8 protein-coding genes are annotated in these 11,758 nt (G+C 60.9%); 6 read left to right on the plus strand and 2 right to left on the minus strand.

Annotated elements, in window-relative coordinates; all coding sequences use genetic code 11:
- The first annotated feature begins 134 nt into the window (after positions 1 to 134).
- Both F8S09_RS17830 and F8S09_RS17165 read left to right on the plus strand, forming a co-directional pair.
- Entirely contained in the window at positions 135 to 260 is a 126-nt protein-coding gene (locus F8S09_RS17830; RefSeq protein WP_194165424.1) for a LuxR C-terminal-related transcriptional regulator, read from the plus strand.
- Between the two features lie 5 nt (positions 261 to 265).
- Positions 266 to 586, plus strand: coding sequence for a hypothetical protein (locus F8S09_RS17165; RefSeq protein ID WP_104992257.1), 321 nt, complete (start codon positions 266 to 268; stop codon positions 584 to 586).
- Between the two features lie 59 nt (positions 587 to 645).
- On the opposite strand, the gene F8S09_RS17170 is transcribed toward F8S09_RS17165, so the two are convergent.
- Complete coding sequence (locus F8S09_RS17170; RefSeq protein ID WP_107139585.1) at positions 646 to 1,239, minus strand: hypothetical protein; 594 nt, start codon at positions 1,237 to 1,239, stop codon at positions 646 to 648.
- Positions 1,240 to 1,559: 320 nt separating this feature from the next.
- Between F8S09_RS17170 and F8S09_RS17175 the strand changes: the two genes are divergently transcribed.
- The 4 genes from F8S09_RS17175 to F8S09_RS17190 all read left to right on the plus strand — a co-directional run bounded on the left by F8S09_RS17175 (position 1,560) and on the right by F8S09_RS17190 (position 7,071).
- Positions 1,560 to 2,207, plus strand: a complete 648-nt coding sequence (locus F8S09_RS17175; protein ID WP_104992255.1) for a phosphodiester glycosidase family protein — start codon at positions 1,560 to 1,562, stop codon at positions 2,205 to 2,207.
- 80 nt (positions 2,208 to 2,287) lie between these two features.
- Positions 2,288 to 2,974, plus strand: a complete 687-nt coding sequence (locus tag F8S09_RS17180) for a hypothetical protein (protein ID WP_146160796.1) — start codon at positions 2,288 to 2,290, stop codon at positions 2,972 to 2,974.
- Positions 2,975 to 3,391: 417 nt separating this feature from the next.
- Complete coding sequence (locus F8S09_RS17185; protein ID WP_104992253.1) at positions 3,392 to 6,364, plus strand: Tn3 family transposase; 2,973 nt, start codon at positions 3,392 to 3,394, stop codon at positions 6,362 to 6,364.
- A complete protein-coding gene (locus F8S09_RS17190) occupies positions 6,361 to 7,071 on the plus strand; it encodes a tyrosine-type recombinase/integrase (RefSeq protein WP_104992252.1) in 711 nt (236 codons plus the stop codon). The genes F8S09_RS17185 and F8S09_RS17190 overlap by 4 nt, the downstream gene beginning before the upstream one ends.
- Positions 7,072 to 7,290: 219 nt before the next feature.
- Here the strand turns inward: F8S09_RS17190 and F8S09_RS17200 are convergent, their stop codons facing one another.
- Complete coding sequence (locus F8S09_RS17200; protein WP_152872661.1) at positions 7,291 to 11,346, minus strand: MalT transcriptional regulator family protein; 4,056 nt, start codon at positions 11,344 to 11,346, stop codon at positions 7,291 to 7,293.
- Positions 11,347 to 11,758 lie beyond the last annotated feature (412 nt).

Below are 11,758 nucleotides of genomic sequence, written 5' to 3' on the forward strand. Positions count from 1 at the left end.
GACCTTTCGCACCTGGTACAACCACGTCCGGCTGCACTCCGCCTTGGGCTACGCCTGCCCCTGGGCTAGGCTCTTGGAGACGGCGAAGTCTCGCAACGCCGCTTGAAGGATTTTCTGGAGCAGTACCCCGTGAGTTGGGAATTGCCAATCAGACCGTACAAAACGGCCTGACACGCGTGTTTCAGAAGCTGGGCGTGAGTAGCCGTAACGAAGCGATTCTGTATTACTGGGACATCGCCAACAAGCCACCTATACAATGACGACCATGCTGCGTAAGATGATCTGTGCCCTTGCCATTCTGGCTGCCAGTGTTGCGGGCGCTGGTGGCAGAGACGTGCCACTCCCCTCACGTCTCTTGCCAGACCAGGAACTCGGGCAGGCACTGTGCATCCGCAACCTTCAGGGCTTCCGCACGGTGCCCGCGGGAGTCCCGGTCACTTATTCCAGGAACATCAACAACTCCGGCCATGTCGGTCAGTCGTATTTCTGGGTAGGCACGGCGCGCTTTCAACAGGGCGGGCAGGTCAGGACCGTGCGGTTTACTTGCACCGTGACGAATGGCAAGGCAGCCGTGACGCTCCGCTAAAAGCCGGGAAGCGCCACGGGAAAGGAGAGGGCTTCATTGGCCCTCTCCTTTCCCATGGGTTACGTCAGTTGGGCGATCAGCGGTACGTTCTGGATGACCATGCCTTGCCGCTGATACTGAGGCGTGCGGTTGACCAGGGCACCCAGGGAGCCTTGCGTGGTGGCATTCCAGTCAAGCCACACGCCGCCACGCTGCACCTTCACGTTGCGGAACGTCACTTGCGGGTGCCGGGGCGTATAGCCGCTGGATGACGTGGCACTGTTGTCCTCCCCGCCGATCAGCATCTTGCCGGAGTAGGTTGGGGACGCCACGGCGGCCGTGCGAGAGAACGTGATGCGCCCGTCCTGTACAGTCGCGTCCGCTTCCGTGCCCCGGTTGACGATCTTGACGAAGACCTCACTGGTAGGGCTCACAATCTGGTTCTGCTGACCAAATTTGGCGTGATTGGCGAAGTAGCGCCAGACTGGGCCGTTTCCATCGCCCTTATCTGCGTAGCTGAGGCCAACTTCGTAATAGTCGTCCAAAGCAAGAAAGAAGTTGACGAAATCATACGTGCTCAGACCCGTAGGCGTTGCTGGGACGCTAATGTATCCCTGTATGCCCGTGAAGTTCGACTCTGCCGTGTATACCTTCACAAATTCCTGAAGAGCCATGCTGTACCTCCCGAACCAAATTTGAAGTGATCACTTCTGGAGTAAGCATGGTGTATACAAGTCTTATTTTAAACTCTGAAATCTACCTCATTGCTACAAGAAATCTACAGGTAGAAAAGTTTTTAAAGTAAAACTTTTCTACCCGGCATAGGAAAGATCTGTGGTGCATTTTTGTTGACTGGTTTGGATGGGAAAGCAGAGATGTACTGGTATATTCGGATAGGCATACTGGTAGAAAACGTTCTTTCTCTCAAACGGATGGATCCGCATACTGATTGCAGAAGTGGCCACTTCAATTCAGAACCACCAGGAGTGCAGATATGCCAGCCATTCGTATCCCCCGCAGCAACTTCAAAGTCCGTTTCTCTGGTGACGCCAGCGGTGCTGGTCGTCGCAATGTCCCGACGTTCGTAAGGGGCGACGCCAATGCCATCGCCGGGTCCAACTTCATGTTCTTCGATCTCTCTACTGGAGAGCTGACTGGGCTGTTCGTACTCGATGGCGACAGGAAGCATGGCGTAACTGGGAAAAACATCGACGTGATCAGCCTTAACGGCAACGGTGCAGTGGTTTTTCACGACGAGAACAGTGCCTACTCGCAGTCGTCCAGCCTGATCTGGAGTATGGCCGCTGGACCAATCATCGTGCGAGGTGGTAATTTCACTGATGCCACCTGGGGGAAGTACAGCGTGGATCAGCTTGGTCCCACCGTCAACCGTCAGCGCATCTGCCTGGGCCTGCACAGCAGCGGCGACTATATCCTTGCCTACCGCGCCTCGATCAACCTTACGGACTTGGCCGGGTACATGAAGTCGCTGGGTTGCACGGACGCGATCGCCGGGGATGGCGGCGGCTCTGCGCAGTTGTACCTGGAAGACCGCAACACCCTGTTCGGCAGTGATGCCCGTTCGGTACACGTCATTCCGGTCGCGCTGACCAGCTACAGCTACATCAGCAGCATTGCCTGATTCTCTCTGGTTCCACGGTTGCGCCTGTGCCCTCAAAGGGCACAGGCGCGACTCTCATTACCATGCTAAACACTGCTTTCATGTCCCCCGTTCACCGCCGTTGGCTCACCGCCAGCCTGCTCAACTCTTTGGTGGCGCTACCCGTTCACGCACAAAGCGGTGACGCAGCTGCACGTACCCTGAGCTTCGACAGCCTCATGTACGCGATGTTTGCCAGCCCCTACCCGGACTTGAGCCGGAACTTCACTACGGGCACGCCCCAGGCCGCAAGCAACCTGCTGCGCTTGCGGCTCCCGCCCCCAGCACCAAGCGGCTACAAACTGCTGGGTACCTGGACGACCACACAGGCACTTGTCGAGCGGGCGGTCCGCCAGGACGACACCCGCTCCCCAGCCGCCCTGCTGCTGTACACTCGTTCCACTCCTCGACCACCGGCCAGCGCTGAACAGGGCACGGCCATTGCGATTCTCGTAGGGCGATGGTCGGGTACACCTGCCGCCCTTGCCTCTTACGAAGGGCAACTTGACCGTGCGTCCTTCAACCGCCGCTCCTGGGCAACGGGAACAATTTTCAGCTCTTGCAACGCTGTGAACATCGTCGTGGAGGATTACCCGCTGCTTCGGCGCGCTGTGCATCGCTCCTGCGAAGCGCAGTACCGAACGCAAGACACTTTCCTTAAAGTCAATGTGGTGAATCTGGACGAGCAACGGGCCGTGATGGAATTGCAGCGCGCCGCAGCCGCCTTCGGACTTGTCGGCGGAAAGTAAATTAGAAGGGGCATCCTCAATCCCTGACAAACGCCGTTTGGGGCTGAGAAGCTACGGACGACGTTCTGCCGCTTATCTCGGTTGGCACATTGACCACCACGTCCTCTGCATTCTGAGGAGGACGGCTTGTCTAAGAACGTCTCGTCATCGAGCAAAAGCATTCCTCGTCACCCGAAAGCTAGAAACGGCCCCCTCAGACGCTCCCCAGCCAGGCTCAGCCAAGCCCCAAACGGGGTCCTACGATTGCAACAACAAATCGGGCACACTAAGTGCCGAATTGCACTCTGGCATCGGTACTTCCTCCGCTGTGAGGTGAGGTGTACGCTGCGGTTGCCCTACAACACGCACCCACGGCGGCTGGCCCTCCCGTGGAAGTACCGTCACTGCCGATTCCCGGCACTTTTTCAGGGAGGCTCCATGCAGCAGCGCTGGACCATCGACGAACTCATCGACACCTGGACGCTGCTGCCCACCGAGACCGACCTGCTGCGGAACAAGACCGGCCCCACCCGCTTGGGCTTCGCCGTCATGCTCAAGGCCTTCCAGCACGAGGGCCGTTTCCCCTACAACACCCATGAGGTGCCCGAAGCCGTCGTCGAGTACGTCGCCCGGCAGGTCGGCGTGGCGACCGACGAGTACCGGGACTTCAACTGGCGCAGCCGCAACAGCAGCTACCAGCGTCAGGACATCCGGGCGTTCTGTGGGTTCCGCGAGTTCACCACCGAGGATGCGGGCACGCTGACGGACTGGCTGAGCCAGTCCGTTGTTCCGCACGAGACCCGCTCCGGGGCTGTGACCGAAGCTGCTCTGCGCTGGCTCCGCGAAAACGGGATCGAGCCCCCCAGCCCCGGGCGGCTCCAGCGGTTCGTGGACGCGGCGGAACGGCACTATGACCTGCGCCTGTGCCAGACCATCCACAACCGCTTGAGTACCGAACACCGGGCAGGGCTGGAGGCGCTGCTGAGGCCGACGGCGCTGGAGGAAGACCAGCCGGAAGACCACGAGGGCCAAGGCCCTCGTAGTTCAGCCCTGCAAAACCTGCGGACCAACTCGGAGAAACGCGGCGTGGAGAGCGTGGAAGAGCAGATCGAGAAGCTCCGCCTGCTCCGTCGGTTGCAGCTCCCCCAGGCCCTCTTCGCGGACGTGGCCCCCCACGTCCTGACCCGTTACCGCGAGCGGGCCTCCAATGAGTCCCCCAGCCACTTTCGTGCCCAGACCCCGTCCGTGCGTCTCACGCTGCTCGCGGCCTTCTGCGTCGCCCGCATGACAGAACTGACCGACGCCCTGGTCACGCATCTGGTGGACATGGTCCACCACATCAACGTTAAGGCCGAGCGGCGGGTGGAGCGGAACTTCGTGGCCGAGTTCCGGCGGGTCCACAACAAGGACCGCATTCTGGAGCGGTTGCTGGAGGCCGCACTGGGCAATCCCGACGGCACAGTGCGCGAGGTGCTGTTCCCCGTCGTGGACGAGCAGACCCTGCGTGATCTGTTACGCGAGTACAAGGAGAAGGGAGGCTTCCGGCAGCAGGTCCACACCATCGTGCGCGGCACCTACCGCAGCCACTACCGCCGGATGATCCCCTGGCTGCTCACCGAGCTGTCGTTCCGGTCCAACAATCACCGGCATCAGCCGGTGATTGACGCCCTGGGCCTGCTGGGGCGATATGTGGACAGCAACGCGAGAATCTATCCGTACGAGGAACACATCCCGGTCGGTGGCGTGATCGACCGGAACATCCGTGACCTGATTCTCGAACGGGGGCCGGATGGTGGAATGCGGGTCAACCGCGTGAATTACGAGCTGTGCGTCCTGTCCGCGCTGCGGGACGCTTTGCGGTCCCGCGAAATCTGGGTGATCGGGGCCGACAAGTACCGCGACCCCGACAAGGACCTGCCCCAGGACTTCGAAGCCAGGAAAGAAAGCTACTTCCAGGCGCTCAGACAGCCGCAGGAGGTGGATACCTTCGTGCAGGGTCTGGAGCAGCAGCTCAAGGACGCCCTGGTGATGCTGCACGACGGCCTGCCGAAGAATCCCGGCGTGCGGGTGGTCGCGCGGGACGGGGGCCGCTTCGTGGTCACGCCCCTGACCCGGCAGCCGGACCCGCCCTTCTACGACACGGTGAAGGGTGAGGTGGGGCGGCAGTTCTGGAACACCCAGTTGCTCGATGTCCTGGTCGAGGTGGACCGGCGTGCGGGGATTACCCCGCACTTCAAGAGCTTCATGACGCGCGAGAACATGCCCCGTGACCAGCTCCAGCAGCGCTTGCTGCTGTGCCTGTACGGCCTGGGGACGAACACAGGACTGAAGCGGGTGGCCGCCGGGCAGGACGGGGTCGGGTACTCGGACCTGAAGTACGTCCGGCGGCACTACATCCACCGTGACGCGCTGCGGGCGGCGAACGCCGCAGTCGTGAACGCCACGCTGGCCGCGCGCCGCCCGGACATCTGGGGCGAGGGGACCACCAGTTGCGCCAGTGATGCCAAGAAATACGCCGCCTGGGACGGGAACCTGCGGACGCAGCGGTCCATCCGGTACGGCGGGGATGGGGTGATGATCTACTGGCACGTCGAGAGACGTGCCAGTTGCATCTACTCCAGCATGAAGTCCTGCTCCTCTTCAGAAGTGGCGGCCATGATCGAGGGGGTCCTGCGCCACTGCACCTCGCTGTCTGTCGAGAAGAACTATGTAGACACCCACGGGCAGAGCGAGCCGGGCTTCGCCTTCACCCACCTGCTGGGGTTCAAACTGATGCCCCGTCTGGCGGACATCGCCCATCAGCGGCTGTACCTGCCGAATATGGCGTTCGCGGCTCAGGTGCCGAACTTGGCCGCTGTGCAGGCACAGCGGTCGATCCGCTGGGACCTCATCCGGCAGCAGTACGAGCCGATGGTCAAGTACGCGACGGCACTGCGTCTGGGGCTGGCCGACCCCGAGGCCATCCTGCAACGCTTCACCCGGGCCAACGCCCAGCACCCGACCTACGCAGCCCTGTGCGAACTGGGGAAGGTGCTGCGGACCATCTTCGTCTGCGAGTACCTGCACCGGGAGGAGGTGCGCCGGGAGATTCACGAGGGGCTGAACGTCATTGAAACTTGGAATGGCACGACCAACTTCATCTTCTTCGGCAAGGGCGGGGAGATCAGCACCAACAACCTCGAAGCGCAGGAAATCTCCATGCTGGCGCTGCAACTGCTGCAAAACAGCCTGGTGTACGTCAACACCCTGATGATCCAGCGAGTGCTGGGCAGCGAGACGTGGCGGCAGCGGATGACCGCCGAGGACTGGCGTGCCCTGTCGCCCCTGATGCACCACCACATCAACCCATACGGGGAGTTCAAACTGGACCTGACTCGCAGGCTCAAGCTGGAGGTCGAGGTGGACGCATGACACAGACGCGGCGCACCGGGGCGAAGAAGAAAGCGCGTGAACTGGCGAAACTGCTGCGGGCTGAGCGGCCAGACTACGCCTACCTCAAGGAGGTGTTCCGTCACCTGCGGACCGAACTGGAAGTGGAGGTGCCGGGACCATCGCGCCGCCTGCCGTGGGTGCCGACCGAGCAGCAGGTGCGGGCGTTCTACGAGGCGGTGTGGCGCACGCGCCGCACCGCTGACCTCGTGCTGATCAAGACCTTCCTGTACACCGGTGTACGCGTGTCCGAACTGGTGATGATGCGCCTCGCGGACGTGGACCTGGACGCCTGCCAGATCCGGGTAAACCTGGGGAAGGGGAGCAAGGACCGGGTGGTGCCGTTCCCAGCACCCTTCAAGGAGACGCTGGCGCTTCATATCGGCCAGAGACGACAACAGGGAGGAATCTACCTGTTCGAGTCCTCGTGGAAGCGCCGGTACAGCGACCGGGGCGTGCGGCGAATGTTTGAGCGCTACACGGCTCTGGCGAACATTGATCGCAGCCTGTCGCCGCACAAGCTGCGGCACTTCCTGCTGACCTGGCTCAAGAAACAGGGCCTCGACGACGCGCTGATTCAGCCGTACAGCGGCCATGCTTCCCGGCAGTCGTTAGAAATCTACTCGCGGCTGGCGCTGGGCGAGGCCCAGCGCGAGTACGACCGGGTGATCGGGCGCTTCCCGGTGTAGCTCGGGAAAGCCTTCACTTTGCGCTTGGTAGCAGCTTCCTTAAACCACCCCCTACATCTGAGTGATGGCACTGCGTTTGTGGCGCAGGAACTTCTGCGCCTGATCCAGCAGCACCCCTGCATCCAGCAGAATCGTCGCCACGCTGGCAGGAAGGCGGTGCGGCATCACCATCTTCTTGCACTGGAATCAAAGTTATGCTATGCGTTATTATGTATTCGACTAGTTACCTTTTTCAATAGCTTCTAGAATCTGAAGCAAGAGTTCAAGTTTGTTATCAAGTTGTTCACTTGCAGTCATCAGTTCATTTTGAATGTTGGAATTTATATAATGTGAAAAATCTTCGCTCCCAATCCTTTCACACCAATAGGTAATAAAGAAAGAAGCAGTAGTATGATATAAATCATGTTTGGCACCACGCAAGCTTCTTTTTAGGAAAGTGGCGTGGCTGCGGTGGAGCCGGGCGGCCTCCCGTATAGAGAAGTCTCTTCGTAAGGTTGCTAGCAGTTGCCATATTGTCGCAACTGAGTTCTGTTCTGCATGGGTGGCTCGGTTAGCCCGCTCAATGACGATAGATCTCGGTACAAGATCGGAGCCCATCATAGCGAAGGCATCGGCAAACTCTTCCCAGATCTGCGGAAACACAGCATTGACCTGAGTTTGGCGGCACAACTCGGCACACTCTCTGGCCATGACAACGCCCTGCTCGGGACGGCGAATGATCCAGTCGGCAACCTGGAACGCAATTGGAATCACGCCAGACACAATGGCTATGTTCTCCACTTCCTCCCTCCGCGCGCCTGGTCTCGACCCGAGCAGTTGGTGAAGGTCCGCCTCCGTGACTTCGAGGGGACCTTGTGGTGCGTACATGCCGCCGACCATGGCAGCCGCCCCACGCAGGGCCGCGTCGAGCGCCTCGCCGTACTTCTGTTCCCGCAGTGATCCCGCCACGGCGTGACTGGACAGCGAGGCCAGGCTCGCCAGCGTGATGTTGGGCCGCGCAAGACCCCGCTGTGCCCACCACGCCGCCTCATCGGCCAAACCGAGCAGGTCAGCGAAGTCAGCCATAACTGCGTCTTCGTGGGCGCCGTTGACCGGGTTGTAGCGGGCGGCGATATGCGGGTGGATGGCACCGAAGATGTGGCGGTACGCCTCGCCGTGGCCCGCCTCAATACTGCGCTTGACTCTGGTCTCGTTCTCCCGTAGGTCCAGGACGCACCTCGACACCAGATGCAGCAGCTTCACGTACGTTTCTCGCCAGCCCTGCAATTCATCTGACTCACGCCTCAGTGTCAGAAGGGCCTCGCGACAGGCCGAATAGGCATCTACGTGCCGGTCCACTGCCCAGGCGGCAACGGCGGCGTCACCACATGCCCGTGCAAACAGCGTGGTGTCCACATCCTCCCGGCCCCGCGCGAACCCTACCGCGGCCGTCGCTATCCGGCACGCCTCATGTGGATCGGCCCTTCCCTCACAGGCGCTGAGCATCATGGCCGCCCGCACCCGGACGTCGCCGCACTGCACTGCCGGTTCCGCAACCGCATGAGCCAACCACGGCTTCGCGCCCTCGTACTGTCTCTGGTAGAAGAACTGCCGACCTGCGGCCTCATACAGGATGACGCGGTCCTCTGGAGACCGTGAGAGACGCAGAGCCTCCTCGACAGTTTGCAGAGCGGCATTCAGGTCGTGAAGATGTTCGCCCTGCACGATGACCTGCGCTTCGACGGACCAGGCCCAAATTACGGGGAGACTGCTCTCCCGGGCCGCCGCTGAAAAGGTTCTGATGTCGTCCAGGGCACGCCGCCAGTCCTGCTGCTCTGCGGGGCGCTCGAACTCCTCCATGAAGCGCCGTTCGGCGACTTGGCGTAACGCTTCCCAGCCCAGCGATGTATCTAACGGGTACACGCCCTGGTTATGGGTGTGCTCAGCAACTTCCAACCAGGCTAGGGCGTTGTCCAGGGTGTGCAGGCGCGGTGTCAGCAGCACGATCAAATTGTTCAGGAATCCCGGCTCGGGCAACGCGACAGGCTCGCCGTGCATTCCCTCCAGGGAGGTCACGCCGGTGATCTTGGTAAGGACGGCGCACGCGAGGCGAAAATCAAGCCGAGCCAGAGTGGACTCACGGTCAGCGAACGCGGAAAGCAAGGCCCACGCATCCGATGACTGGGCTTGGCCCACCAGGGACCGCAGTTCCTCAAGCAGAAAAGAGGCGTCTTCTGTCTGGCTGCCGAACACCTGGAGTTGCAGCGCGCGAATGGCAAAGCGAAGAGCAACACTCATTCCTGCTGGGAGAGTGAGCCCCATCCAGAGGCGGGTGATGAGGGTAGCCTCGGCGAGCACACCCTGGGCCTTGAGTTGCATGACCGCCCAGAACCACAGGGCACCGGCGCGGTTCGGCTCCTCGGCACCCAGCAGGTGTACGAGAACGCGGGATACGTCGTATTGATCCAATGTCTGCTGCGCGAGGGTGTCGTTGGCGAGCGCCAGATGTGTCCCACGCTGGACATCAGCAGTCAGGTCAGCCCCAAGGTGTGTGAGGAGTGGTGACAGGGCATAGGCGCCTTGCGCGCGCTGCTGCACCCATAACCCCAGGAGTGAAGTCAACTTTTCCCGAGGATGGCTGATTTCAGGCTGGACGTTTGCTACGACTTGGGCGTGCCGGAATTGGAAGGTGGTGGGCGCAAGGGTCAGGCGGTACAGCAGTTCGCGCCCACTGCTGTCAGCGACCGTCTCCAGCAGCCGTTCAACTGTCTCCTGCTGCACTTCCTGACCGTAGGACCGCCGCAGCAGGGCCTCCAGGGCCTCATTGGTCAGATTCCACCCGTGCTGGGCCAGCAGGCGTGCGGCGGCTGTCACAAGGGCTGCATGCCCCTCGGTGAGCGCGTGGATAAATCGAGCCACCTGCGACTCCCCGGACATACCGTGAGTCAGCAGCACCTCCTGCACCTCCCTCTCGTCCAGCAGTGGCGCGGCCACGTTGACGGCACCCGCCGGTCCTTCGGTCAGAGTGGCGGGTAAGGGATGATGGCTGGTTGATACCAGCCGCACTCCTTGTTCGGAGGCCTGCTGCATGAGCAGACGCAACCGCCGACCTAGGTCATTTGAGCGAATTCTGGGGAGATCGTCCAGAACCAGGACCGTTCCCCGGCCGAGGCTGCACATGGCCTGTTTGATGGCGTCTGACCCCGGTACCGTACCAGCCAACGAGGCCGTAACGGCGTCAAAACGCATGGTCGTGGCCGTCTCATTCAAACCACGGAAGTCAATCCATGCACTGACCTGTCCTAGGGCGGCGGCAACCAGCAGCGCGAGTTCAGTTTTGCCGACTCCGATGACGCCATGGAGAGCGAACCAAGGAGCGTCCCCCACCGCGCGCAAGACGTATTCCACCGAGCCTTGACGCAGGGACCGACGAGGCAGTGTCGGAGGTGGACTGAGGTCGGGCAGCGTATAGGCTACATATGTTGCCGAGACGTTCACGCCCGCTTCAATGGCAATGACTCCAATCTGCGCCTGTAATTTGGTCATAGCCAGGGCTTGTCGCGCAGCGAGTTCCCGTAATTCGTGAACTGCGGTCTCAATAGACCGCACACGCTCGAACAGCCGCTCATCTTCCTCCGTCCATGTCTCGCTTTCTAGGACGGCGGATAGATCTTGGGAGTGCAGGCGCTTGTCGCCTCTTTCAGACAAGAGCCGGAGCACATGCACGAACAACTTGGCGTACTGCCTGGCGGCCTCTGCCAATGAACGGACCCTGCCACTACTGTAAAGCGTCACCTGCACGAGGTCCTGGAGGGCCGGAGATTCAGGGGCGCCACAACTCCATTCAAATCTCGCAAGCATCTCACGAATCTCTTGATCACTCGCCTCAGACCAGAAGGCCTTAAACACCTTCCAGGCTGCTTCGGAAACCTTTGCCGGTTGGTTCACCCGTGTGAAAAAGGCGCGCAGGGTCTGGCGCTCCTGGGCTGCGGCCTCCTGTTGCCCCGCACGCCACAACTCGAGACCTGGCCTCCGCTCAGGGGAGAGCGCCGGACGCTCAATACCAATGTCCGCCGTTGAAGTGAAGCGGAAGAGGAGCAAGTGGCCCGGGTTGGCGGACCGGTGATGTATGTAATTGGCGATGGCTGTTAGGACATCCCCGTTTCGCAGGGTGACGTTGTCGTCTAGGCGTTTCACCTGCTCAAGCAGCCTTTGTTCGCCGACAACCGCCTGAGCAATGTGGTCGATGTCCTCCCCACACTCCAGCACAAGTTCGCTTCCTGGCGGCAGAGTCACCCAGCGCACTAGCGTGGTATCCACTTGGTATGCGAACCCCCGAAAGACGAACCAGGCGTCTTGCGGGCGGGCAGGCTGGAACTGGGGCATCAGTCGGCATCTATTCTAGCGACATGCACTTATCGATCGCGGCGTAGATTTGCATCTATAAGCTGATGTGGTAGCCGGATGTAACGAATACGCTGCCACGCCCCCCGGAGCTTCTCCCTCAGTGCCGAGACGGAGCAAGCACAGAAGTTTCCCAGAACATTGCGCTTTACGTATGCCCACACCAGCTCAATAGAACTCAGGAGTTGCACCTCGCATAGCGCAGTGAATAGCCGTGCTGGCGGAGAAATTCCGAGTTTCTGCTGAACGTCAGGAGCAGGCGGTTCAAATGAACGTCTGGCATGACCGTCATCAGTGCCAGAGC

Source organism: Deinococcus terrestris (genome assembly GCF_009377345.1).
Classification (GTDB): Bacteria; Deinococcota; Deinococci; order Deinococcales; family Deinococcaceae; genus Deinococcus; species Deinococcus terrestris.

Coding starts and splice junctions, on each gene's coding strand:
- F8S09_RS17190 (WP_104992252.1), top strand. CDS start 6,361: ATGACACAGACGCGGCGCACCGGGGCGAAGAAGAAAGCGCGTGAACTG.
- F8S09_RS17175 (WP_104992255.1), top strand. CDS start 1,560: ATGCCAGCCATTCGTATCCCCCGCAGCAACTTCAAAGTCCGTTTCTCT.
- F8S09_RS17165 (WP_104992257.1), top strand. CDS start 266: ATGCTGCGTAAGATGATCTGTGCCCTTGCCATTCTGGCTGCCAGTGTT.
- F8S09_RS17170 (WP_107139585.1), bottom strand. CDS start 1,239: ATGGCTCTTCAGGAATTTGTGAAGGTATACACGGCAGAGTCGAACTTC.
- F8S09_RS17185 (WP_104992253.1), top strand. CDS start 3,392: ATGCAGCAGCGCTGGACCATCGACGAACTCATCGACACCTGGACGCTG.
- F8S09_RS17180 (WP_146160796.1), top strand. CDS start 2,288: ATGTCCCCCGTTCACCGCCGTTGGCTCACCGCCAGCCTGCTCAACTCT.